Source organism: Anabaena sp. FACHB-83 (assembly GCF_014697485.1).
GTDB lineage: Bacteria > Cyanobacteriota > Cyanobacteriia > Cyanobacteriales > Nostocaceae > Nostoc_B.
In genome coordinates this window covers 36,470-62,952 of record NZ_JACJRY010000009.1, presented here as the reverse complement: position 1 = coordinate 62,952, position 26,483 = coordinate 36,470, and the positions used below count along the sequence as shown (strand labels likewise).

Here is a 26,483-nt window from a genome sequence, read left to right as displayed (position 1 = left end):
AAAATGCCCATAATTCATCAATTAATCGAAATCGCCACCGAACCAGGAATTAATATTCACAACATCACTCCTCAAATCAAAGATTTAATCGCTCAAACCTCAATCAAAAACGGACAAGTTTTAGTCTTCTCCCGCCACACAACAACAGCTTTAGCCATCAATGAATATGAAGTCAGATTATTAGAAGATATCAAAGTATTCTTTGCTAAATTAGCACCAGCATCAGACCGTTACTTACACAATGATTTGCATTTACGAGATGTGCCAGAAGATGAACCGATGAATGCTCATTCTCATTTACTAGCAATGATGTTAAGTACCAGTGAAGTAATTCCCATTGTGGATGGAAAATTAGCTTTAGGAACTTGGCAATCTGTATTATTTTTTGAATTAGATGGGCCGCGTCAACGAACTATATCTGTGCAGATTTCCGGTGAGTGAAACCTATGACTATCATTCAAATTAAATACTTCACATTCGATGATGAAAAATATTTAATTCAAGCACTTACTCACCGTTCTTATGTGAATGAACACCCAGGAGAAGAACATAATGAACGTCTGGAATTTCTTGGTGATGCTATACTCAACTTTTTAAGTGGTGAGTATCTTTATCATGAATACGAGGACAAAGGAGAGGATGAATTAACACGGCGGCGTTCTGCATTAGTAGATGAAAAGCAATTAGAGAAATTTGCTATTGATATAGGGATAAAAAAGGAAATTCGTTTAGGACAAGGTGCAATTCGAGATGGTGGTCGTGACAATCCTAACTTACTTAGTAGTGCCTTTGAAGCTGTAGTTGGTGCTTATTATATAGATAAAAAATGTAATATTGATGAGGTTCGTAAGGTTATTAAACAAATATTTAAATCTGTACCTGAACAAATTTTTGTAATTCGCTCGAATGTAGACTCTAAAAATCGCTTGCAGGAATGGGTACACAGTCAACATATTCCCACTCCTCCCAAGTATGAAACATCTCCTGTACCTGGTCTTCCAGATCATGCACCAGAATTTACAGCTAAAGTATTTGTTGAAGGATACGAGGAACTACTTGATGAGATAAGAGGTAAAGGACGCAATAAAAAAGAAGCTGAAAAAGATGCTGCTGAAAAAGTATTGAAGTGGTTGGAAGAACAAGGTTGGAGATAAACTTCAACCTGTTCTAAGTGTGTGGAGAAGTTAGCCTTGGTTGTGGTTTATTGCTTTTAGGTTGTAGTTTCATCCATTGAAAAGACACAAGGTTTAATAACAAACCGATGAGTAATAAAATCACCATCAAGGTTATCTGATACCACAGAATTGGCTGCACAAATAAGTCTGCTACAAGATGAAGCAAGTTCATCACGCTATAAAACACAGTCAATGCAAAATGTAAGACGCGGTAGCTTTTAGATTCCGTAAAAGAAGTAGCAATTATCGCTAATATAGGTAGTGTGAAAAATCCCAACATTAGCCACAGAATTACAGAAATATCGCTGAGTTGTGAAGCGTGTTGTGATTCGGCTACAGATAAACCATGAAATAGCGGCATTAAACCTAGTTGTGTATGAAACAATGTTCCTAGGAGAAATGCTGTCCATAGAGTAATGATTCTTTCTCTATAATTCAGCATGATGAAACCTTCTCGATTTATAATCGCCCAGTTTTTAATTTAGGCAAAAAATCTGAGGAACTTGTGAAGGATGTAATTATTTCTATCAGATATTGATTTTTAAGGGGAAAGTGACAGTAAATGTGGAACCAACGCCTAGCTGAGATTCTACATTGATTTCGCCTTGAAGTAATTTGACTAACCGAGAAACGATCGCCAGCCCTAATCCTGTACTATCAGGTAGGTAAGTGCGATCGCCTTTACTCACACGATAATAGGGTTCAAATATCCGCGCTTGGTTTTCTGGCGCAATTCCAATTCCTGTGTCAGCAACCGTAAATGACCAATTTTTGTCGTCTAAAATTTGACATATAATCTTGACACTACCCAACTCTGTATAGCGAATGGCGTTACTGACAAGATTAGTAATCACTTGTTGTAATTGAAATTCATCTGTGAAAATTTCTTGTGGACAGCGATCGCAGTCTACAATAATTTGTAAATCTTTCTCTTCTGCTAACGGTTCCAACATTTTACACACATTAATTACCAATTCTTTGACATTGGTAGATGCGATTTGCAGTTGTACTTTACCCGCATCATATCTGGATAGTTCTAATACATCATTAATTAAACGCAGCAAGTGTCTGCCATTGCGTAATACTCGCTCAATATGTTCTAAATTTGTATAAGAGTCTTTAATATCAGAATTTCGTTTTTGTTGTCGTAAAAATAAATCAGAATAGCCAATAATTGATGTCAGAGGATGTTTCAATTCGTGGGCTAGTTGCGAAAATGTATCTTGATTAGCATTAATTAACCGTGTGAGTTCTTCGTTATGTAGAGTTAATGATAAATGTAGATGCTTTAATTCTCGCAAACGCTCTTCAACATAACTTTTAAAACAGCGTGCGATCGCTTCATCTATGACAGCATCAATTAAACGCATATAACGCACAATTTCCACTGGCGTTCCTTGCAATAAATCTGCTTCTAAAGTATCAAATATTACTATTCTTAATAAGCGATATTCTCTGGCAATTTCAGTAGGTTCAAAACCTTGTTCCGCCCGCAGTAACCCATGCTGCCAACTGGCTTTGAGTATCGACTTAATATCACTCTCTTGAGATGGGGCAAGTACACTAATCATGGCGCGAAACACATCAGGAATGTGATTTCTAATCGCTGTATAAGACAAGTCATCAGCACTTTCAATCTGCCTGTCTTGCCGAACTGCCATCACCCATTTCTCGATGATACTGTTAGTATTTTCAGCCAGTATGAGACTAAAATCCATTACGTTAATTTTTGTAAAGATTTAGTTAGGAAATTTTGGACTAGAACTAGTGTATCGAGAATGGTGATTTTTTGGTGCTGAATTAACGGAATTATTCAACTATAACAAGTAGGAAACTACGTACCTATAGAGATAGATTTTAGCTATTGAGATTGAACTTTTTGGCTTTTTGTTGGGTAATACTAACGAGGTAATAGTAGATATTTGTTACACATCATTGATAGCCCAAAAGATAAATAAATTAAGCAATATCAATCAATAGAATCTATCCCAAGAAGTTGTTTTTACTGGACAGCAATGTTATATTTCGCTATATTGTTTTCAATTCGAGTAAGTCAGCCTAATTCAGCGCGTCAAAGTGCGTAACGCTGAAACGGAGGAACCAAATTTTGGGGCGTATCTTAGTAGAAGTAAAAAGTAAAAAGTAAAAAGTAAAAAGTTAGTGATCATCTAACTCAGCACTCATTACTCAGCACTTTTAAAAAGAGGGGCATCTCTCAGCCCTAGCCCGTCAGCTAACTTCGTAGGCATTGAGAGGAGACTGAAGAGATAGCATTTTTATAATGTTTTGATCTCATCAGTGTCCAAGGCTGGTACTGCTCAGATTTTTGTACCCGTACTGAAACCTGTTGAGGTTATAGATGATATTGCAATTAAATTTAGCAGCGATCGCAGCGATCGCCGGTAAAGCTGTATGGCAGAAAAGCAAGCCCATTATTACTAAAGATGTCGTCTTTTTACCTATTCTGGGTTTTTTAGGCATTATTTTGCTGTGGTGGGCGGTTGCTTTAGTCAACCATGAATTAATGCCCACACCACCAGAGGCGTTAATTGCTAACTTAGACTACATATTAAATCCCTTTTATCAACGTGGGCCGGGTAACTTGGGCATTGGTTGGCTGTTACTAGCCAGTCTGCGCCGCGTCTTGATTGGTTTTTCGTTAGGTGCAGTCGTCGCCATTCCTTTGGGATTTCTCATTGGGATGTCCAGACCAGCAATGTTAGCCCTCAACCCCATTATTCAGATATTTAAACCAGTATCACCCTTGGCTTGGTTGCCCATTGCTTTAGCTATCTTTAACTTGGCAGATCCCTCAGCCATTTTTGTAATTTTCATCACTTCCTTGTGGCCGACCATTATTAACACAGCCCTGGGAGTTGCCAGTGTTCCTAAAGATTATATAGATGTGGCACAGGTGTTAGAAATGCCCCGTTGGCGCAGAATTACTAAAATTATTTGGCCTGCCAGTTTACCTTATATCTTCACAGGCTTGCGAATTAGTTTAGGCATTGCGTGGTTAGTTATTGTCGCCGTAGAAATGCTGACAGGCGGTATTGGTATTGGCTTTTTTGTTTGGGATGAATGGAGTCGGTTGAATCTCAGTTCTGTTTTTCTGGCTGTATTTGTGATTGGTTTGACTGGACTAATTCTCGATTTCGCCGTGGGTAAACTCCAAGAATTTGTGACTCATCGCCCAACAACTGCGAAATAACAGAATTTACCAGCATTCGCATTCCTCACAGGTGGTCAGATCCCCGACTTCTTAAAGAAGTCGGGGATCTCGCAGCCCATCAAAAACACGATATGGAGCTATAAAAATGGGCGATAATAACTGGACTAGAAGATATTTTTTATTAGGAATTGGCACAACAACAGCCGGAATTGCCTTGTCATCCTGTGGAATTTCGGGAGATAGGTCAGCAAAAGGACTGACAGAAGAAGCCTTAGCCATCAAACCCGTAGTCAGACCTCAAGACTTAGAAAAACCGGATATTACCGTTGGTTACGTTCCTGTTAATGATTGTGCGCCATTTGCGATCGCCTGGAAAAAAGGTTTCTTTCGCAAGTATGGTTTAAACGTCAAACTCAACCGCGAAGCCAGTTGGGCAACTTCCCGTGATGGTTTAATTTTTGGTCGTTTAGATGCTTCCCCTGTTGTATCGGGGGCTGTCACCAATGCCAGAATTGGGGCAGAAGGAGCACGTCACGCACCCTTGTGTGCAGCTATGACCATTCATCGCCACGGTAACGCCATGACGATGAACAAAGCTATGTGGGATTTTGGCTTACGTCCGTGGTACGAATATCAACAACAATATGGCGACGGCGCATTAGAAGCCTTTGGTAAAGATTTCCGCGCCTACTTTGATAAACAACCACCAGAAAATCGAGTTTGGGCAGTAGTTCTGAGTTCCGCGATTTACGAATACTTCGTGCGTTATATATCTGCGGCGGCTGGTGTTGATCCTCTCAAAGAATTTCGCGTCATCATCGTCCCGCCTCCCCAGATGGTGACGAACGTGCGAATTGGGGCAATGCAAGCTTACATGGTAGCTGAACCTTGGAATACTAGAGCAATTGCAGGTAATGAAGGTGTTGGCTTTACCTTCGCTCAAGGCAAAGAAGTTTGGTTAGGACACCCAGATAGATTATTAGGTGTGATGGAACCCTTCATCGACAAATATCCCAAAACTTATCGTTCTCTGGTGAAGGCGATGATTGAAGCTTGCCAATATTGCAGTAAACCAGAAAATCGCCAAGAAGTCGCCGAATTACTTACCGAACGTTCCTTTACAGGTGCGAGACCGAAAAAACAGGGCGCACCACTTACCAAATTTACAGCCCCAGGTATTTTAGGAAGTTACAACTATGGTGGCTTTGATGGCAAAGACCGCACCATCAAAGCTGCTGACACTACCATCTTTTACGATATTCCCGACAACTTGCCCAAACAGCCAAATGAACACTCAACATTTATGTGGTGTTCAAGAAGTATTTGGTTAATGACCCAAGCCGCCAGATGGGGACAAATTCATGAATTTCCTAAAAATGCTGAAGAATTAGCCGAAAAAGGTTGGAGAACAGATTTATATCGAGAAATAGCCGCAGAAATGGGTATTGAATGCCCTAAAGACGATTACAAAGTTGAAGCAGCAGAAGTATTTATTGACAAAAAACCCTTCGACCCTAGTGACCCTGTAGGCTATCTCAAAAGTTTTGAAATTCGGGCTAAATCTCCAGTACGTTTTTTTATGTCTTAGGTATTAATTCTCAACATTGACTAACAAATAGTTCAAATTTTAGCGGAGCCTGTGATGATGAAATATACACCCACTTCCATCGATACTGAACAGCAAGTTATGTCTCGTAATAACTTCTTAGAAATTGAAAATTTAGTCAAGTCATATCCGACACCAGATAAAGGTAATTTTGTGGTTTTGGATAGTGTCAATCTCAGCATTGGTGAAGATGAATTTATTTCGGTAATTGGTCATTCTGGTTGTGGTAAATCGACTTTGTTAAAAATTGTTGCCGGGTTAGAAACAGCAACTTCAGGGTCAGTGCGACTAGATGGCAAAGAAATCCGCAAGCCAGGTGCAGAAAGGATGATGGTCTTTCAAAACTACTCCTTATTACCTTGGTTAACTGTTAGAGAAAACATCCGTTTAGCCGTAGATGAAGTGTTAAAAAATGCAACTCGCGCTGAAAAAATTAGCATTGTTAACGAACACTTGGCAATGGTAAACTTAACCCCGGCAGCAGATAAGTATCCTGATGAAATCTCTGGAGGTATGAAACAAAGGGTAGGTATTGCCAGGGCTTTAGCAATTCGTCCGAAAATGTTGCTGATGGATGAACCTTTTGGGGCATTAGACGCATTAACTAGAGGAAAATTACAACGGCAGGTATTAGATATTTGGGAAAACAACCGCCAAGCCGTGATGATGATTACTCACGATGTTGATGAGGCTATTTATATGAGTGATCGCATCGTCTTAATGACTAATGGCCCAGCCGCTAATATTGGGGAAATTTTAGAAGTACCTTTCGATCATCCCCGCGATCGCGCTGCTATGCGGAATTCCCAAGAATATTTTGAATTGCGTAATTATGCCTTGAACTTTCTTGATAGATACTTCACCCAAAATGAGTAAATTAGTTTATTATTTCTTTTAGCGGGTCGCCTAATTCAAATCCATCCACAATCGTGATTTGAAACGGAGGAACCATATATATGGGGCTAATCTTTCAGAAAGACACCTTCCAGTCTTAGCCCGTCAGCTAACTCCGTCGGCAATGGAGGGAACTCCCAAAAATTTGGCTGTAATAACAGTTATTATTGGGGTTTCTTGAAATAAAGGATAAAAATGAATCCTGAAGAATCAAGTCTCAAGGATGAAATTACTACTGAAAATTTCATGCTTCACACTTCATACTTCATACTTCATTCACCCTGCTTCTCATTGTTAATTCATTTGCTTTAGGAGAAGTTAAACTGTGAACATTAAGCCAATGTTAGTGCGCTTGCAAAGCGCCATAGGTAGAGATGATTTAGTTGAGCAAATGGTGTTAATACCAGAGCCAAAAAGCAGTAATTTGACAAATTCTCCCATAGCTAAAGCCATCAATTTAATTGTTGGTTATGACGCTTCACCTCATAGTCACACAGCACTAGACATTGCTTTTTGGATTGCTCATCAAACACGTTTAGCCACAAATCAGCAAGTTATAGTCCAAGCTGTTTATGTAGTAGAACAAAATCAGAGTGAAAAGTCTTTAGATAAAGTGAATTGGGCAGATTATCTAACTCCCTGCGAATGTGGAGTTAGTAATATGTCCCAATCTGCAACCTCGGTCTTAACTCAACCAAAAATTAAAGGTATCGCCCAGCCTTTACAAGCACAAACTATTACTCATCTAGAACAAGCTGATAAAATTCTTTGGCAAGCACGTAGTTTAGCCGAAGAATGGCAGGGTTCTTTTAAATCGCATTTACGCTTTGGTAACGTTGCTACAGAATTGACAAAAGTTGTGAAAATAGAAGCGGCTGATGTTTTATTGCTGGGGTGTAAATCTATTAATCATAAGATGATTCAGGCGCTAGGTTTTAATTTTCCTTGTGCGATTTTAGGCGTACCTAATGGCATTGATGAATAAGTACTGTATGAAATAACAAACTAGAATTCAGGAGCCAGAATTCTGACTTCTGAATTCTTATTTAATGCAAGCCACTTATACTTTAAAGCTGATGAGCGATTTGGGAAACAATTTCGGCGTTTGAGTCAGGATTATGACTTGTACATCGAGTTAAGTGAAGCTATGATTTAGAACTCATTGATTCGTCTGATGAACAGGTAAATGGCATCTTCAGCTTTTGACTATTCACAATGATAGATTTTGTATTCATAGCCGTTAACTGCTGGTAAAGATTTAGTTTCAGCAAGACATTTTTCGGTTTCTGCTGCTATGGGTGCATGAAAATTTACTAACCATAAATCAAAAGGTTTAGGTAGAGATTTTAAAATATTATTGAGGGTGTTTGTAGATTTATTTGGGTCTTGGTCTTGATGAGCAAGAATAAATTGTAGTGATGGTGAGGGTTGATTTTGAAGTTTCCATTCTCTGGCAACACCCATCATTTCACCTATTTGGACATGAGTAATTTGAGTAGTGGCAATTACCACCGGAACTTGGGATGTTTGGCTGATGAGTTGTAAAAATAAATCAGGACGATAGTATTTTTGATATCCCAAATTACAAATTACCGTTACCGCGCTACAAAACCCCATGAGCCAAATTATCGCTATGGCTTGTTGACCTGTTATTTTATAATTGTTTTGCTGAGTTTGCCAACGCACTGCTAAACTTGCTCCGAGTAAAAGGATGACAGCCGGAAAATAAACAAAGTTATAACGTGCGCCTCTAGTTAAATCAATTCCTAGGAAATAAGTGAAAACAAAAAATAAAGCGATCGCAGCTAAAATAATCCCCCAAATAACTTGAGTTTCTGGTTGTTGTAATTGCACTTTGATTCCCCGAATCAATATTGGTAAAAACCAAATAAAGAAAATCAACATTACTAAACCAGAAATTAAAATAATTGCTAGTTGCGGTGATTCAATTGGCAATAAAAAAAGCATTGTCACCCAAGCAGCAAAGGCTTGAAAAAATGGGTTTAACCACTCCAAACCTTGGCGCGGTTGTTGTATCCAATCGGTTAATTTATCGCCATAGTTATTCTGCAAAAATATAGGTACCCAAACTATCCCGGAAACAGCAGTACCAGCAGCAACCGCATAAATTCGCCGCCAAGGTGGAGAGATAAAATTACGTTGTCGCCAACCGAGAAAAAGTAAGACTAAAGCTTCACTACCAAGGGTAAGAACAAAAAAGTAATGTGTCGCAATTCCGAAAGCATTAATTACTACCCAAGCTAGTGCTGTGGTGATGGGTAACGGTGTACGATTTTGAATGTGGCGTGTCGCAACAATTAAACAAGCCAAAGATGCAATTACCCACAAAATTGCTAAAGTGTAATGACGTGCTTCTTGGGCTAAAAAAATTGCGTAGGGTGATACCGCCATAATGGCAGCAGCGATATGTGCAATCAAGCGAGAGCGAAAAGTTAGCCATCCTAAACCATATATAGCGGGAATTGAGGCAGCACCAAAGATTGCCGCCAGCGATCGCGCCCCCCATAATGAAACTAGACCTTGTTGTGTCGGAAATAACTGCATCCACCAATGAGCCAAGAAAAAATATAGTGGCGGATGATTAGTTTCGTGGCTCAAGTGCGCCCAAACATCTTGTACAGTGTCACTTGCTTGGGGTTGTAATGGTTGTAATAAAATATCAGGTGCGATCGCTTGGTCTAAGGGTACTGGTAAAAAACTATTCCCCAAGCTAAACACTAAAGTCGAAAATTCATCAGTCCAAGGTGGTTTAGCTGTTAAATTAGTTAACCGCAAACCCAGACCAATCAAAAACCACAGCAGTAACAGCAACGGATGAAACCAGCGAGTATTAGTTACAAAATGCCAATGTCCCGACATGGTTTGTGGGGTAACGCGGCGGTTAGCAAAGGTAGATAACAACAGGATCGCATTTTTGTAAAACTTCGATGCACTCCAAAACAAAACTTTCATAGCCGCGCCATTTACAAGTCAACTCTTTGCTATTCTGACTTGATTTGTAAATTTAAGTTCATTTTAGATTTCTCCCTTGTCTTCCTTCCCAACAAACTCCCTCATTTCACATCAGTTACGCGCCAACTCAGTTTCAAGTTCACCCAAAAATTCCAAACAGTCGCAACTGCGATCGCAATCAAGTTTGCAATATAACGATTGGGTATCACAAAATTAAACACCAAATTTAACACCACAACGTTGATGAGCAATCCCGCCAAGCATACCAAATTAAATTTTAAAAATCTCTTTGCACGATGATGCCATTCTTGCTGCTGCATCGATACATCGGCAAATGTCCAAGCGTCATTCCACAAAAAATTGTTGAAAATCGCAATCTCACTAGCAATGATTTTACTCCGTGTCAACGGTAAAGCTAAAGTTGATGGGTCACTCAATAAATAAAGAATTGCCATATCCACAAATACACCACTTAGCCCCACCAAGCCAAAGCGGAGAAATCGACCAATGGGAAAAGCAGATTTTTGTCCTACCTGTTTTGTAGTCAACCTTAAGCGCAATAGATGGTGTAAGTATTCTACATACTGTTTCCAAGTTACTTTGCTCTCACCTTGTTTGCGCTCACAGAATACATAACCCACCTCAGCTATTTCTGCTACGTTTCCCCTCGCAATGACCTCTAAGAGAATTTTGTAGCCGACAGGATTCAGTTGTACCCCTGCAATACAACGGCGACGCACCATAAAATAACCACTCATGGGGTCAGAAACTCTTCCTAATACCCCTGGTAAGAAAATCAAACCCAAAACTTGAGCGCCACGAGATAAAAAACGTCTCACCGCACTCCAACGGCTTACCCCACCACCGTCTACATGACGACTAGCAACCGCCAAGTCTGCACCTTGTTCAATACTATGTAACAACTGTGCCAAAACTTCTGGCGGATGTTGCAAATCCCCATCAATCACTCCTAACACACTTCCCTTCGCAACTTGCCAACCCCGAATAACTGCTGAAGATAATCCCCGTTCTTGTTGGCGACGCATCACCCGCAAATTGGGATATTCTGCCATCATCGATTGTGCAACTTCCCAAGTGCGATCAGGACTATCATCATCTACCACAATTAACTCATAATCTTCTGGAATAACTTCCTCTAGCAGTTCACTCAGAATCTTGATGAGCCTAACGATGTTGTCACGTTCTTTATAAGTAGGAATGATCAGCGAAAAATAAAGGTTTGTTTTATCTGTTGTGAGATGGGGAGGTGGAAATTCTGGAATATGCAAACCACCAGATGGCACTGTTAATAATGTATTGCTTGGGCTGTTTCTCATAGAGCTAAATTACGGAGGGAAAGAGAAAATCAGATTGCTAACCTATTTTATATTTCTTTACATAGTTTATTTTTCCTCAAATGTACTGATAATCAGAAATTGGCTCAAGTCGCTAGATTAGCACATAGTTGATCCTGCTCTCTCCTTCCGAACATTACATAAGTCAGATTACTTATAAAACAAATGCACCTAACGAGTAGGTGCAATAATTAGGTAATTACAGAATTAGTACTACTATGTAAAAATAAGTAAGTAATAACTCAGGAGCTAATAGAGTTTATCTGAAGCATTAAAAAAATGTTTCCGTAAAAATACGGAATTTTATATTAAAAAACATCAAATATTTTTTGATAAGTATTTTTACGAATAGCAAATTTTCTTAAGTAATAAATCTTAGATTTCTGATGTATAAATAAAAATCTCCATACAAAGCCCTAGATTTTCGCTAGATAATGTCAATAAAAACAATACAGTTTTAGTTATTAATTGTGATCAACACTTCTGTTGCAAACATTCTTGAGCGTGCCTTAATGGGGTACGATTTATCTCCTGAAGAGGGAGTATTGTTGTTAAAGCAAACTGATTCGGAAGCGATCGCGGCAATTCGCCACACAGCCGATCAACTCCGCTACAATCAGGTAGGCGATACTATTACTTATGTAATTAACCGTAATATTAATTTTACTAACATTTGTGAACAGCATTGTAGTTTTTGTGCTTTCCGCCGCGATGCCGATGATGTTGGTGCTTATTGGTTAGATTGGGGGCAAATTTTAGAAAAGTCCCAAGATGCGGTTAAGCGGGGGGCAACGGAAATTTGTATGCAGGGTGGATTAAACCCCGAAGCGCAGATTAACGGTAAATCTTTGCCTTATTACCTGAAGTTAGTTGCAACGATTAAACAGGAATTTCCCCAAATTCATTTACACGCCTTTTCGCCCCAAGAGGTACAGTTTATTGCCAGAATTGATGGGCTGGATTATGCAACGGTGATTGCAGCTTTGCGGGATGCTGGCGTTGGTTCGATACCAGGAACGGCGGCTGAGGTGTTGGATGATGAAGTGCGAAAAGTGTTGTGTCCTGAAAAAATTAACACAGAGACTTGGTTAGAAATTATCTCCACAGCCCATAAATTGGGTTTATCTACCACGAGTACCATGTTATCGGGGCATATCGAAACCCCAGAACAACAAATTGGGCATTTAGAAAAATTGCGATCGCTCCAACAAACAGCCATCAATCACGGCTATCCAGCCCGCATCACAGAATTTATCTTATTACCCTTTGTTGGTCAAGAAGCACCAAAATCTTTACGCCGTCGGGTAGGACGTGATCAACCAGTTTTAGCGGATGCTTTATTATTAGGCGCAGTCGCCCGAATTTACTTGGGTAATTGGATTCCTAACCATCAGCCCAGTTGGGTAAAGTTGGGGTTAGCTGGGGCAAAAGCAGCCTTAGTTTGGGGTTGTAACGATATTGGTGGCACATTGATGGAAGAACATATCACCACAATGGCTGGTGCTGTGGGCGGTACTTGTATGGAAGTGGACACCTTACAAACTGCGATCGCATCTTTAGGAAGACCTTATCAACAAAGAGATACTTTGTATCAAAAAGTGTGAAAAAGAACTCAGAAGTCAGGAGTCAGGAGGAATGCGGAATACTGATTCCTGAATACTGTTTTGATAAAATTTGTTGCTGATTTTATCCTTCATGCTTCTCCTGATCCCCTAGATACCATTCCAAGATAGGATGGACGATGATTTATGTGTAGTTTCAAATAATGCTTATGAAACGCTATTGGTCGCGTCTGCTTGCTTTGGTGTTAGTTTTAGCTATTGGCTTAATCGGTTGTTCTAGCCCTGATACCTTAACTGGGGATTATCGCCAAGACACATTGGCTGTAGTCAGTACCCTGAGAAAAGCCCTAGAAGTAACTGACGATTCACCAGATAAAGCCGCACTTCAAGCAGATGCGCGGCAAAAAATTAACGATTTCTCAGCCCGCTATCAACGCGCTGGTTCAATTTCTGGTTTAAGTTCTTTTACAACCATGCGTACCGCCCTTAACTCTCTTGCGGGACACTACAGTTCTTACCCAAACCGTCCAGTTCCGCAAAAACTGAAAAATCGTCTAGAACAGGAGTTTCAGCAAGTAGAATCTGCACTCAAGCGTGGTGCTTAACTATTCCTCTAGTGATATTTTTTCAGATTCAAGAGTCCAGAGTTATGACTTTGGACTCTTGATTTATTTATTTTGACACAGGTATATCTGTTAGGGCTGACGCACAAAGATTGTTTGTGAAGAATGGGTGTAGGGTATGGGGTGTAAGGGTTTTGAACACTTACACCCTTGAATCCCTATACCTCCAAACTTTTAATTTTTCGTGTAATTGCGTAATTCCTAGATGCAATAGCTGTATTTAAATGAAAGAGGATTTTCCGAGCGTCAACGCTAGAAATACTAATACTTTCACCCTATACCTCTTGCTATAACAATTGATACACCTTAATCGTCAATGCCCGTGAATTTGTACATCTACCTTGTCGGTATATCTCACCGTTCTGCAAAATTATTATGGCAACGTTTGTGGGTTGTGGTTTTTAGTAGTAGTCTTTTGCTACCTAACTTGATCAGCCAACCAGCACAAGCACAAGTTAACCAAGATTGCAAGTTATCAAACACAGCCGCCCAAACAAAGGAAAAATTGCGTTTGTCGGCACTCAAAGGCGATCGCGATGCCCAAAGCCAGTATCAAAAGCTAGTACGCCAACACGCCCAAGATGTACAAAAATGCCGCAGTCGTACTTGGCCTAAAATTCAAGCTGTTTGGGTGCGTTTATATCCCTGCGACATTCAACCAGGGATAATTGACCAAATTATGGATCGGATGGTCAACCGTGGCTATAACCAAATTTATGTAGAAACCTTTTATGATGGGCAGGTATTATTACCAGCCGCCGATAATCCCACAGTTTGGCCTTCTGTAATACGGACTCCAGGGACGGAAAAGATTGATTTACTGGCTTTAGCAATTCAAAAAGGGCGAGAACGGGGTTTGAAGGTTTATTCGTGGATGTATACCGCGAATTTCGGCTATAACTACGCCAAAATACCAGATCGAGAACCTGCGATCGCTCGGAATGGCAAAGGGCAAACGAGTTTATATGTTGTAGATAACGGTTCCCAGGTATTTATCGACCCCTACAATATGCAAGCCAAGCGCGATTACTTCCAGATGGTACAGCAAGTACTACGCCGTCGCCCGGATGGTTTGCTGTTTGATTATGTGCGTTATCCCAGACAAGCCGGTACTGATTCCATCGCTACAAAAGTCACTGATTTATGGCTATTTACCCCAGCTACGCAAGAAGCTTTATTTAAGCGGGCGTTGAATACTAAAGGATTGGATTTGATGCGGCGGTTCTTGAGTAAGGGATATGTCACCGCCGGCGATATTGATGAAGTGGATAAACTGTATCCCCAAGAAGGGGAACCGATGTGGCAAGGGCGCGTTCCGCCACCACAAGACAAAGCCCTGTTACCAGCAACCAACAGACAGCCGACTTTGCAAGTTGAACTCTGGCAGTTAATGGTTGCCCATGCTATGCAAGGTATCTTAGATTTTGTTGCTTTAGCCAGTTACCCAGTACAGCAGCTAGGCATTCCCGCCGGAGTAGTGTTTTTCCCAGATGGCAACCAAATGGTGGGACAAGGCTATGATTCCCGCTTGCAACCTTGGGATAGATTTCCCAGTAACTTGCAATGGCACGCGATGGCTTATGCAACTTGTAGTGATGTTAGCTGTATTGCCGACCAAGTGCAACGGGTGATTAGTGCTGCTAAACCGGGGACAAAAATTATTCCCGCCTTAGCCGGTGCATGGGGACAATCAACCAGCACGCGCCCATCCCTAGAAGCCCAAATGCAAGCATTACGCAAATATGCACCGCAACTCGCAGGTGTGAGCCATTTTGCCTATTCTTGGCAATACCCAGAAAATGATAGCGATCGCAAATTCTGCCGCCTGCGTTAATCATATAGCAGAAGGCAGGAGGCAGGAGGAAAAGTCTTATACCAATTCACGAAATACTGTTACAAATCACTTCCTCTACATATCTGTTACTGTTCGCCGAGCGTTCGCGCAGCGTCTCCGTCAGGAGAAGTCGAGGCGCTGATTGCATATCTGTATCACCTTCCCCCTGCTTCTTCAGTCAATTCTTTTCTATCTTTGCCAGTCGCTCAACTGGGTAGCGAGAAAATAACGTACATGATCCACAAATGTTAGCCCTTGTTGTCTGGTTCCATGTCCCATTCCTGGAACCACATAATAAGCACCATCGGGAAATTTTTGAGCGCAAGCACGAGTATCTTTAATATTAACAATTGGATCATTCGCGCCAATTAAAAAACGCACTCTTCGGGGAAGTTCGACGTGTTGAACATAGTTCATCGGGTTACATTCCCAAGTATATTTATCTTGATATTTGAGATGTTTAGCTAATTGTAAAAGCTGCACTACAGGTTGTAAATCCGGCTGGAATTTTTTTAAGAATATTTCTGCTAAATTACCAAGGGGTGAAGCTGCTAAATCAGGTAAAAAACCATATCCCCAACTTTTAGCAAATGATGGCAGATCAGCATGACCAATAGTGCCTAGTAGTCTATCTCCCAAGCTATGTGCTGTAAAGGTATATGCAGATAGCAAGACTCCCATGCTAACTCCAAATAATGCCAATTTTGTCTGACTCAGATTATAGCGATCGCAGCAAAAATCTCGTATTCTAGTAATATCCTGGGCAGTACTGCGAAATATAGATAAAAGTAATGCTGTATCAAAGGCAATACCTCGGTCAATTAATGGCTTAATTTCGTTCTGCACTACAGCTGTAAATGTACGTACTAAGCTACGTTCACCCGCAAAAGGTGTATCAAATAAAGCCACAGCTATACCCATTTGTGTTAATGTCGGCACAATAAAAGCATTCCAACCATAAGGCGCACACATCCCCTGCAAACCAATTACTAAGGGTGTGTCTTGTGTAGGCTGGTGCTGTGGTAAAAAAACAGCGACAGGAAAACCACTTAATCGTTCATCAATGTCAGCCACACCAGTGTAAACATAAGGTTCATAAAACCAGTGGCGATGCCCATTTACACCATCAAAATTAATGGTATCCATTAGAAGTATGAAGTATGAAATAATCTATCATACTTGCTCTTGCATACAAAGTCTCAAAACATCGGATAGGCTAGGCTGGCTTTATTTGTGTAGTCTTATGGGAAGTTTACTTCGTCTCCATCCAATTATCCCCGGCGCGAACTTCTACCAGTAATGGCACAGTTAAAGTTACAGCATCTTCCATCACTGATTTAATTTGTGGTTGTAATTCTTCCCATTCGTGAGGCGGAACTTCAAACACTAATTCGTCGTGAACTTGCAATAATAAACGTGCTTGATATTGTTTTAAAATTTCATGCAATCTCACCATTGCAATTTTGATAATATCAGCACTAGAGCCTTGAATGGGTGCGTTGGCAGCAGAACGCAGCAAGCCAGCATCAAAAGCACCTATATTTTTTAATTTACTCAAATCAATATCTGCGGGATTAGTATTTTTTAACTTGCGTAAGCTGTTGGTTTGGAAATCAAAATAACGCCGCCTACCGAGGATAGTTTCAACATAACCTTGTGCGATCGCTTGTTTTTTCACGCTCTCTAAATATGCAAATACTTTAGCATAACGTTCGTTAAATCGCTTAATAAATTCATTGGCAACATTCTTATCTATTCCCGTAGAACGTGAGAATTTCAGCGAACCCATACCATAAATTACACCAAAGTTAATTGTCTTGGCTATTCGTCTTTCATCTGCGGAAACATCTTCTTTTTCAAATACCAATCGTGCTGTAACTGTGTGAATATCTTCATTTTGTTGATATGCTTTCACTAACAATGGTTCTTGACTCAAATGTGCTAAGATTCTCAACTCAATTTGTGAGTAGTCAGCAGCAACCATCAAGTAATTTTTTTCTGGTAAAAATGCTTTGCGAATTTGCCGACTAAAAGCAGTTCTAATGGGGATATTTTGTAAATTTGGGTTGGAAGAAGATAACCTACCAGTTGATGTGGCGGCTTGGTTAAAATCCGTATGCACACGTTGAGTATCTTGACGTACCAACGCAGGTAAAGCGTCTACATAAGTAGATTTTAATTTAGATAATGTGCGATACTCAATTATCGATTCTACAAAACCAGTGTTATCAACTTCTAATAGCTTTTCTAAAGTTGCAGCATCGGTAGAATAGCCAGTTTGAATTTTACGAGAATATTTAGTACTTAATCCTAACTTTTCAAATAATATTTGGCTCAACTGTTTTGGAGAACCTAAATTAAATTTTTCGCCAGCTATTTCTGTTGCTTGTGCTTCTAACTTAGCTAAATCGATTTCTAACTGTTGTGAAAGTTCTTGCAGATAAGCAGAATCAATGCTGACACCTGTGTATTCCATCTCTGCGAGAACGGCTTCTAATGGCTGTTCTACTTCTAGTAATAATTTTGATAAGGCTGGAAATTTATCTAGTTCTTCGCGCAATTTTTCTACTAATTGCCATGTAGCATAAACTTGGAAACAACAATAATTGGCGACAGCCGAAATACCTAAGTCAGCAATGGTTTTACCTTTAGGAACTAATTCGGCATAATTTTGAATAGATAAACCTAAATATCGTAAAGCCAAATCAGTTAAATTATGGCTAGTATCGGGATTTAAAACATAACTAGCCAGCATAGTGTCAAAGACAATGCCAGCTAAGTTAATTCCTTGACAGCGAAATACTAAGCGGTCAAATTTACCATTTTGGAATGTCTTCGGATAATTAGCACTTTCTAAAATTGGACGTAGTGCTGCAAGTGCTGTTTCTGGATGTAAATTTTCCCCGTTTTTATGCGCCAGGGGAATATATGCTGATTCATCTGGTTGCGTTCCCCAACAACAACCAATTCCGACTAAAGCTGCATCTCGTGGTTCTAAATCGCTGGTTTCTGTGTCCCAAGCTACTGGGTTTGTAGTGTCAGTAAATTGTTGCAATATATTTACTAACTCAGTCAGTTTAGCTTCACTATTAATTATCCGTGGCTGAATTTCTGAAACTGGTTGCTGTTGATATGCGGCTGTTTCAGCAGCAGTGAAAAATGATAAATCATCACCATCATCATCTATGCTGGATGCTTCTACATTGGCGGGAGTTTCTGTAACTTCACCACCAAATTTCTGTTGAATTTCGTTGATTTTCTTTAAAAAAGTATTGAACTCTAGTTTTTCTAAAATAGGAGTGAGATTACTTGTGTCAAATCCGGTTAATTGGCAGTTGTCTAAGTTAACTTCTAAAGGTACTTCGGTGACTATTTGTGCTAAATATTGCGACTTTTTAGCATCCTCTTGACCTTCAGTAAGTTTTTTTTGGGTTGCGCCTTTAATTTCCGCTATGGCTGCATAAATATTCTCCAAAGAACCATAGGTATTTAATAGCTGAACTGCCGTTTTTTCACCTATGCCTTTCACCCCAGGAATATTATCTGATTTATCACCACACAAAGCTTTATAATCGACAATTTGTGTAGGTAATACGCCTAATTTTTCTTTAACTTGTTCTACACTAAATTCTGTGATGCTATTTGTGGCGCGTTTGAGTGCATCAGGACTAAAGTTTAAAACGGTAATTTCTTTGTCTGGGTCAATGAGTTGAAATAAATCGCGATCGCCTGTTAGAATTTTCACCTTATAACCAGCCGCCGTGGCTTTTTGCGCTAAGGTTCCCAACACATCATCAGCTTCGTAACCAGGTGCAGTAAAAATCTTCAGGTTCAAGCCTGCGAGTAATTCGTGCAGATTTTTTAAATCAGGAACAAAGTCTTCTGGTGTCCCCGGACGGTCGGCTTTGTATGTGTCGTCAGCTTCGTGGCGGAAAGTCGGTAAACCCAAATCAAATGCGACAGCCATTGCTTGTGGCTGTTGTGTTGTCATCACTTCCAGCAAAGATTTGAGAAAGCCAAAGCACACACTCGTCGGTATCCCGGTTTTAGTTCGCAGTCCACCATCTCGTCCTTTGGCGAAAGCAAAATAAGAACGAAATGCTAAAGAATGTCCATCAACTAAGATGAATGTGGGGCGTGTTGTAGTTATGGCAGTAGAATTTTCAGACATATTTATATTGTAGCGAATAATGGGTAATTTAAGAAGTTTGTTAGTCAGGATTATGGGATAAATTTAACCGCAGATGAACGCGGATGGACGCAGATATTTCTGATTATTTTTTGACGTTTACTGTGTGATTGTAACACCATATTTTTTTAGTATTTCAATATTCATCCAACAGGATAATTTAATATAGATTTGAATAATCTAGCAGTCATAAATCATTTGTGAAATTGCTATATCTCTTTCTTCTTTCTTAGCTTTGCGTCCTTTGCGGTTCGTTTCCTTATCTATATTTTTCACGACTTATTTATGATTGCTATAACTCCTAACTACTCTAGTGATTTTTGCAGTCTTCTTCTAGATATAAATATTATTTATTCCCTTAGTCAGAAGAGTTTTTTGATTCTCCTCTCTAAAGTAAACCCAGATAGAGAGATTTTTGACAATAGCAATCATATCTTATTCGTGAATTGATTGATAGTGGTTGTATCTGCTGATAAAAAACATCGGCGGTTAATTATTTTCGTCTCATCACTGACCCCAAATTTTCTATCAACATCCAAATAATTGCAATTATTTTAAGTTAGGAAAACAATTATGACTACACAAGAAGAATTGCATCAATGGTATGAATTAGCCCAACAGTTGCGTGTTGATAGCATTCGCGCCACCACAATTGCGGGTTCTGGTCATCCGACATCATCTATGTCGGCCGCGGATTTGATGGCGGTTTTACTGAATAAATATTTGCACTACGATTTTGAACATCCCGAAAATCCGAATAACGATCGCCTGATTTTTTCTAAAGGTCACGCTGCACCATTGTTATATTCTATGTACAAAGCCGCAGGTGTGATTAACGATGAAGAATTGCGATCGCTGCGAAAATTGGGTAGTCGTTTAGAAGGTCATCCCACACCTATTTTACCTTGGGTGGATGTGGCAACGGGTTCTCTGGGGCAAGGCTTACCGATTTCTGTGGGGTTAGCGTTAGCTGGGAAATATCTTGACCAACTTCCCTATCATGTCTGGGTGTTACTGGGAGATAGTGAAACCGCCGAAGGTTCGGTTTGGGAAGCCTTTGACCATGCTGCACACTATACCTTAGATAATTTAATTGCCATTATTGATGTCAACCGCTTGGGTCAACGGGGGCAAACGGAATTAGGCTGGAATACACAAGCATACTCTCATCGTGCGAAAGCCTTTGGTTGGCAAGCCATAGAAATTGATGGTCATGATTTTACCCAAATAGATCATGCCATGAATACCGCGATCGCCGTTAATGATCGCCCGACCGTAATTATCGCCCGCACCAAGAAAGGTCAAGGCGTGGCTAGTTTGGCAGATTTAGGCGGTTGGCATGGCAAAGTTTTAAAACCTGAACAAGAACAGCAAGCAATTGCCGAATTAGGCGGTGAACGTCAGATGATTATCCAAGTTCATCGACCAGAAACCCAACAGCCAGTTCCTACGGGTAAACCCCAACCCCTGCAACTTCCTCGTTATGCAAAAGGCGCAAAAGTAGCCACACGTCGGGCTTATGGCGATGCTTTAAAAGCGTTAGGCAATGCTCAACCAGATGTAGTTGCCCTTGATGCTGAGGTCAGTAATTCCACGTATGTCGAAGACTTTGCCGAAGCTTTTCCCGAACGTTACTTTGAAATGTACATCGCCGAACAACAAATGATTGCGGCGGCGGTGGGTTTGCAAGTCAGAAAATATAAACCCTTTGCTTCTACCTTTGCCGCCTTTTTAACCCGCGCCTACGATTTTATTAGGATGGCGGCTGTGTCTCGTGCCAACATTAAATTAATGGGTTCCCACGCTGGTGTCTCTATCGGTCAAGATGGCGCTTCCCAAATGGGATTAGAAGATTTAGCGGCGTTTCGGGCTGTGTGGAGTAGCACTGTATTGTATCCCAGCGATGCAAATCAAACCGCCAAATTAGTAGCGCAAATGAGCGATCGCCAAGGTATTGTTTACTTACGTACAACCCGCGAAGCTACACCCGTCATTTACGATGCGGAAGCAGAATTTCCCATTGGTGGTAGCAAAGTTATCCGCAGTTCTGACCAAGACCAAGCCACCATCATCGGTGCGGGGATTACCTTACATGAAGCCCTCAAAGCTTATGAACAACTGAAAAACGACGGGATCACAGTCCGCATCATCGATGCTTACTCAGTCAAACCCGTTGATGTGCCAACCCTACATCAAGCCGCACAAGACACCGAAGGTAACTTAATCGTAGTCGAGGATCATTGGCTAGAAGGCGGATTAGGTGCGGTGGTGCTGGATGCTTTTGCGGGTGTTGGGGAAATGCCAACTTACGAAGGGCCACAACTACAACTGATCAAATTAGCCGTGAGTGAAATGCCCACATCAGGAACCCCAGAAGAACTACTCCACGCCGCCAAAATCGATGCTGATGCCATTATTGCCGCAGTGCGATCGCTAGTCAAACATCCAGTGAACGGAGTGCTGAGTGCTGAGAGGGGGGAGACAAGGTAGAGGGGGTAGATAAGGGAGAGGGGGGAGACAAGGGAGAGGGGGTAGACAAGGTAGAGGGGGGAGACAAGGTAGAGGGGGTAGACAAGGTAGAGGGGGTAGACAAGGTAGAAAGATTACTCCCTTCCCTTGTCCCCCTTGTCACCCTTGTCCCCCTGCCCCCCTGCACCCTGCCCCCTACCCTACCCCCTCCCACTCAAAGCTGCAACAACACCTACTAACTGCATAGGTTCAACAGGTTTAGCAAGGTGCATCTGGTAGCCTGCGGCTAAAGCTTCGGTATAATCTGCATCAGTAGCATAGGCGGTGAGGGCGACGGCGGGAATTTGCCCACCAAGTTCGGGGCTGAGTTCTCTGATTTGGCGTATCAGCATATAACCATCTTGTTCTGGTAAACCAATGTCAGACAAAAGGACATCATAACCGCCAGGATTTGCCACTAAAGTTGATAAAGCAGCACTAGCAGAGGCGACGGCTGTAACTTCAATTCCATATTCTTCCAGAATTATTTGAAATAATTGGCGGATGTCTGGTTCGTCGTCTACTATTAGTACCCGCACACCTGCTAAGGCGGGAAGGTCATCGGGTGGGATTTCCGGTAGGTTGTTTCTGGTGACGGATGGTAAGGGAGGAATCGGTACAGGAATTTCTGGCTGATTGGCTTGTAAAGGCAGTTTGACAATGAATGTTGCGCCTTGACCTTCTCCGGGGCTGTGGACTTCTATTGTCCCGCCGTGGAGTTCTACCAAGTGACGCACAATCGACAGCCCTAACCCTAAACCTGGATTAGAACGTGTTTTGCTGCCATCTGCTTGGCGGAAGCGTTCAAAAATATAAGGTAAAAATTCTGCACTGATGCCTTGACCTGTATCACTGACTTGTATTTGCGCTTGTAAATTTGTGTACTCTAAGGTGATATCAATTCTGCCGTTAGCTGGGGTAAATTTGATGGCATTTGAGAGTAAATTCCAGAGTACCTGCTGTAAGCGGACTGGATCTCCTATCATTGGTCGGCTGGTGGAGGCAAAATTCGGATTAATTTGAATATTTTTGGTGTCTGCGGCTAGACGTACCACCGCGATCGCTGCTTCAATAATTGGCACTAGTTCAATTTCTTGGGCATTCATTTGCAGCCTACCAGAACTAATGCGGGAGATATCCAACAAATCACTAATCAAATGGGCTTGGGTTTGGGCGCTATGTTCAATGGCTGCTAAACCTTGGTTGACTGTGGTTTCGTTCAGTTGCTGAGTGCGGAGTAAAGTTGCCCACCCCAGCATTGCATTTAACGGGTTTCGCAGTTCGTGAGACAGAATTGACAAAAATTCATCCTTGGCGCGGTTGGCGGTCTCGGCGGCTTCACGGGCTGATTGTTCTTGTGCTAATAGTTGAGTTCGTTCTGCTTCTAGCTGTGTTTGTTGGGTAATATCTTCAATCACCAACAAAATCATCGGTATATCATGAATGTGCGACAATTTCCGCGCATTTAACCGCATAACTTTCTTCCCAATTGGATGAAAGTCATGCTCAACTTCTAAATCTTGAAATTGACTTTGTTGTGGCAGAATATTTTCTAGGAGCGATCGCAATTGGGGAATATTCCATTGGCCATCGCCGATTTCATAAATCAAACGCTGTTCGGTTTCGGCTGGTAATACATTAAATTTTTCATAGAAAAACTGATTAGCGGTAATTACCCGCAAATCTGTATCTAATACCACCAAAGATTCTCGCACAGTGGCGACAATTGCTTCTGCATAATCTCTAGCAGCTGTAACCTGTCTGGCGCTGCGTTTGAGAGCATCAATATCAACCAATACCACAACAGCACCATCTATTTTGTTATCGATAGTGCGATAGGGGCGAATACGTAAATCATACCAATGACCTTCTTGGTCTTGGACTTCCTGAGTTTTAAAATTGAGTGTGTTGATCACCTCGATAATTTGCTGCTCTAAATCAGGAATATTTAAATTGTGATTAATATCACTGAATGGCCGCCCCACATCGGGAGGAATTAAGTTAAATATAGTTTCTGCAACCGGAGTAAACCGCCGAATGCGTAAATCACCACCTAACATCAAGATGGGAATATTAATACTGCTGAGGAGATTTTGTAAATCGTTGCTGACTTGGGTAGATTCTAGATTACGGCGTTGTAGTTCATCATTAATTGTGTTTAATTCTTCATTCGTAGCTTGAATTTCTTCTTTTGCAGTTTCTAGTTCTTCGTTAGTGCTTTGCAACTCTTCATTACTAGAGAGAATTTCTTCATTAGCCGCCCTTAAATCTTGATTGGTAGCTTGTTGTTCTTCAATAATTGACTGCAAATATTCTTTTGTAGTGGCTAGTTCTTGTTGCAGTTGGTTAATTTCTTCTTGTTTATGAGTTTGTTTGCTTTTACGGTTATCGCTAGATGAATCTAACAAAGAAGTGGTGTTTGTGAGAGTTTCAGAAAACATCACTAAAAAGTAACGCTCTGTAGTAGCTGGGACATTAAAAGGTGCAACTTCAATTTTTATCAGTTTAATTTGGTCGTTATCTCTAACTTGAATACCTTCTTTTTGTACCGTCCCACCACGCTTTTTAGCTTGATGAATTGCCGTGCGTAATTCTAGTTTTAATTCTTCTTTAGCAATTCTCAGCAAATTAAAACTTGGTCTACCTAATGGTAGTTGTAAATAAGGACTTGTTTGCCCACGAAACTGCAAAATTTCTAAATCACTATCAATAATTACACCAACCGGAGCATACCGCTCTAACACAATTCGGTCAGCCACTTTCTGGATTTCCACATCATTCCAGATTCTCTCACTGACTGGTAGTGGCTGATTCAAAGTTTCGCTGGGATAGTTACTGCTAATTAAATTAATTCCCAGGCGTGTCACAGCCATTTTACGCGAGTAAATTTTGTACTTGCGGTCAATCAAAGTAAACAAATTACTAAATTCGCCCACTGTCTCTGATGTACCTAACATCAAAAAGCCAGTTTGTTGCAAACCATAGTGAAAAAGGGGCAGCAGTTTCTTTTGGATAGTCGCACTCAAATAAATCAAGACATTGCGACAGGTAATTAAATCTAGATGGGAAAAGGGCGGATCACTAATCAAGTTTTGTCTGGCAAAAACACAAACCTCTCTGACTGGTTTGCTGATTTGGTAGCCACCTTCTACTGGCGTGAAAAAACGTTGCAGACGCTCAGGAGAAACATCAATTAATTGGTTATGTTGGTAAATCCCGATCCTGGCTTTTTCAATGGCGATTTCATTAATATCCGTAGCAAACAATTGAATCGGTTTATCAATGCCTTGATTCTGTAAATATTCCAATAAACAAATTGCAATTGAATAGGCTTCTTCTCCTGTGGAACATCCCACTACCCAAATCCGAATTGGGGTATTAAGGTTTTGCCCTTTGGTAATCTGGGGAAATATTTTGGTTTTTAAAGCTTCAAAAGCTTCTGGATCACGGAAAAAACTAGTAACAGTAATCAAGACATCGTAATACAATGCTTTAACTTCTGCGGGATGCTCCTGAAGATAATTGGTGTAATCTTCTAATCTCTCTAGTTTGTATAAAATCATGCGCCGCAGAATGCGCCGCTTGAGGGTGGTTTGCTTGTAAAAGTTAAAATCAACGCCTGTGGTAGCCTTTAACAGACTAAAGATTTGCGATAAAGCATTTTCTTCAGTTGCTCGAACTTCAATTGATTGTGCGGGATTTGAGGGACGAATGTAGGGATGAAGACTGAGATGAGCTAACTCTTGAGCGATCGCTTGTGGTGTTAATACAAAGTCTACCTGACCAGAAGCCACAGCCGTATTTGGCATACTACTCACCTGAGCCGATGTTTCACTTTGGGCAAAGGTAATACCTCCCGCTTCTTTAATTGCTTCTAACCCGCGTGCGCCATCAGAATCACCCCCAGACAACACCACGCCAATAGCTTTACTACCCCGTTCCTGAGCCAACGAAAAAAAGAATGTATCAACTGACATTACTTGTCCGCGAATTTTCTGGCGCGGACTCAAATTTAACTTGCCCTCAGAGATGGTCATCATCGCATTGGGGGGAATCACATAAACATGATTCGGTTCCACCTCCATACCATTTTCAACTTGTGTGACTGGCATCTCAGTGGTTTGGGACAAAATCTCAGCCAAGATACTTTTTTTGTCGGGACTCAAGTGTTGAATAAACACAAATCCCATCCCTGTATTTTTGGGCAAATGGCTGAGTAATTGGGTAAATGCTTCCAAACCTCCGGCAGATGCACCAATCCCGACAATGGGAAATAATTCATTTTGGTATGTTTGTTGCTGTTCGTTGGAATTAGAAGACTGAGATTTCTTTGTCCGCCTAGAGTTCATGATCTACAAAAAATTACAGGGCATTACATGAGCTGTACATAAAATACGATGTTGTTGCTTAGACTGTAGCCAGCCAGAGATAGATATTCAAGACTTACACACAAAAGTTGTCTGTTAAAAATGGGTGTAAAGGTAAGAGGGTGTGGGAGGTGTGGGAGGTGTGGGAGGTGTGGGAGGATGGTGAAGAAATCTTTCCCCCATACTCCCCACACTCCCCATACTCCCCGCTCTCCCCACACTCCC

General features: G+C 40.9%; 17 protein-coding genes and 2 riboswitches. Of the genes, 10 read left to right on the top strand and 7 right to left on the bottom strand.

Features of this window, described 5'->3' with window-relative positions; genetic code table 11:
• Window positions 1–3: 3 nt before the first annotated feature.
• On the top strand, window positions 4–441 hold the full coding sequence (locus tag H6G79_RS13360) for a secondary thiamine-phosphate synthase enzyme YjbQ (protein ID WP_190589387.1): 438 nt from the start codon (window positions 4–6) through the stop codon (window positions 439–441).
• 5 nt (window positions 442–446) lie between these two features.
• Window positions 447–1,154 carry a ribonuclease III gene (rnc, locus tag H6G79_RS13355; protein ID WP_190589386.1) on the top strand — a complete coding sequence of 236 codons (708 nt, stop codon included), beginning with the start codon at window positions 447–449 and terminating at the stop codon, window positions 1,152–1,154.
• A gap of 13 nt (window positions 1,155–1,167) precedes the next feature.
• On the opposite strand, the gene H6G79_RS13350 is transcribed toward rnc, so the two are convergent.
• Complete coding sequence (locus H6G79_RS13350) at window positions 1,168–1,620, bottom strand: hypothetical protein (protein ID WP_190589510.1); 453 nt, start codon at window positions 1,618–1,620, stop codon at window positions 1,168–1,170.
• 82 nt (window positions 1,621–1,702) lie between these two features.
• Window positions 1,703–2,893 (bottom strand): sensor histidine kinase, encoded by a 1,191-nt coding sequence (locus tag H6G79_RS13345; RefSeq protein ID WP_190589385.1) that lies wholly within the window; start codon window positions 2,891–2,893, stop codon window positions 1,703–1,705.
• A gap of 327 nt (window positions 2,894–3,220) precedes the next feature.
• Window positions 3,221–3,438, top strand: a riboswitch (cyclic di-AMP (ydaO/yuaA leader).
• Between the two features lie 96 nt (window positions 3,439–3,534).
• Here H6G79_RS13345 and ntrB point away from each other — a divergent pair.
• From ntrB to H6G79_RS13325, 4 genes are all read left to right on the top strand, one after another.
• Window positions 3,535–4,386, top strand: coding sequence for a nitrate ABC transporter permease (ntrB, locus tag H6G79_RS13340; protein ID WP_190589384.1), 852 nt, complete (start codon window positions 3,535–3,537; stop codon window positions 4,384–4,386).
• A 106-nt stretch (window positions 4,387–4,492) separates the two neighbouring features.
• Window positions 4,493–5,935, top strand: coding sequence for an ABC transporter substrate-binding protein (locus H6G79_RS13335; protein WP_190589383.1), 1,443 nt, complete (start codon window positions 4,493–4,495; stop codon window positions 5,933–5,935).
• Window positions 5,936–5,992: 57 nt separating this feature from the next.
• Window positions 5,993–6,829 (top strand): ABC transporter ATP-binding protein, encoded by an 837-nt coding sequence (locus tag H6G79_RS13330; RefSeq protein WP_190589509.1) that lies wholly within the window; start codon window positions 5,993–5,995, stop codon window positions 6,827–6,829.
• A gap of 17 nt (window positions 6,830–6,846) precedes the next feature.
• A riboswitch (cyclic di-AMP (ydaO/yuaA leader) is annotated at window positions 6,847–6,984 on the top strand.
• A 203-nt stretch (window positions 6,985–7,187) separates the two neighbouring features.
• Window positions 7,188–7,832 carry a universal stress protein gene (locus tag H6G79_RS13325; RefSeq protein WP_190589508.1) on the top strand — a complete coding sequence of 215 codons (645 nt, stop codon included), beginning with the start codon at window positions 7,188–7,190 and terminating at the stop codon, window positions 7,830–7,832.
• A 221-nt stretch (window positions 7,833–8,053) separates the two neighbouring features.
• Here the strand turns inward: H6G79_RS13325 and H6G79_RS13320 are convergent, their stop codons facing one another.
• Both H6G79_RS13320 and H6G79_RS13315 read right to left on the bottom strand, forming a co-directional pair.
• Window positions 8,054–9,727, bottom strand: coding sequence for a glycosyltransferase (locus H6G79_RS13320; protein ID WP_190589507.1), 1,674 nt, complete (start codon window positions 9,725–9,727; stop codon window positions 8,054–8,056).
• Between the two features lie 194 nt (window positions 9,728–9,921).
• The gene (locus tag H6G79_RS13315) at window positions 9,922–11,157 is read right to left on the bottom strand and encodes a glycosyltransferase (protein ID WP_190589382.1); all 1,236 of its coding nucleotides are present in this window, start codon (window positions 11,155–11,157) and stop codon (window positions 9,922–9,924) included.
• A 488-nt stretch (window positions 11,158–11,645) separates the two neighbouring features.
• On the opposite strand from H6G79_RS13315, the gene cofH reads away from it, so the two are divergent.
• The 3 genes from cofH to H6G79_RS13300 all read left to right on the top strand — a co-directional run bounded on the left by cofH (window position 11,646) and on the right by H6G79_RS13300 (window position 15,194).
• Window positions 11,646–12,779 (top strand): 7,8-didemethyl-8-hydroxy-5-deazariboflavin synthase subunit CofH, encoded by a 1,134-nt coding sequence (cofH, locus tag H6G79_RS13310; RefSeq protein WP_190589381.1) that lies wholly within the window; start codon window positions 11,646–11,648, stop codon window positions 12,777–12,779.
• 167 nt (window positions 12,780–12,946) lie between these two features.
• Window positions 12,947–13,342, top strand: a complete 396-nt coding sequence (gene psb27 / locus H6G79_RS13305) for a photosystem II protein Psb27 (protein WP_190589380.1) — start codon at window positions 12,947–12,949, stop codon at window positions 13,340–13,342.
• A gap of 367 nt (window positions 13,343–13,709) precedes the next feature.
• The gene (locus H6G79_RS13300; protein ID WP_396019798.1) at window positions 13,710–15,194 is read left to right on the top strand and encodes a family 10 glycosylhydrolase; all 1,485 of its coding nucleotides are present in this window, start codon (window positions 13,710–13,712) and stop codon (window positions 15,192–15,194) included.
• A gap of 189 nt (window positions 15,195–15,383) precedes the next feature.
• Here H6G79_RS13300 and H6G79_RS13295 read toward each other — a convergent pair whose 3' ends face one another.
• Window positions 15,384–16,340: an alpha/beta hydrolase gene (locus H6G79_RS13295; RefSeq protein WP_190589378.1), complete on the bottom strand. Its 957-nt coding sequence runs from the start codon at window positions 16,338–16,340 to the stop codon at window positions 15,384–15,386.
• 106 nt (window positions 16,341–16,446) lie between these two features.
• Window positions 16,447–19,365 carry a DNA polymerase I gene (gene polA / locus H6G79_RS13290; RefSeq protein WP_190589377.1) on the bottom strand — a complete coding sequence of 973 codons (2,919 nt, stop codon included), beginning with the start codon at window positions 19,363–19,365 and terminating at the stop codon, window positions 16,447–16,449.
• A gap of 591 nt (window positions 19,366–19,956) precedes the next feature.
• Between polA and H6G79_RS13285 the strand changes: the two genes are divergently transcribed.
• Window positions 19,957–21,873, top strand: coding sequence for a transketolase (locus tag H6G79_RS13285; RefSeq protein WP_190589376.1), 1,917 nt, complete (start codon window positions 19,957–19,959; stop codon window positions 21,871–21,873).
• Window positions 21,874–22,052: 179 nt separating this feature from the next.
• On the opposite strand, the gene H6G79_RS13280 is transcribed toward H6G79_RS13285, so the two are convergent.
• Window positions 22,053–26,240 (bottom strand): chemotaxis protein CheB, encoded by a 4,188-nt coding sequence (locus H6G79_RS13280; RefSeq protein ID WP_190589375.1) that lies wholly within the window; start codon window positions 26,238–26,240, stop codon window positions 22,053–22,055.
• Window positions 26,241–26,483: the final 243 nt, after the last annotated feature.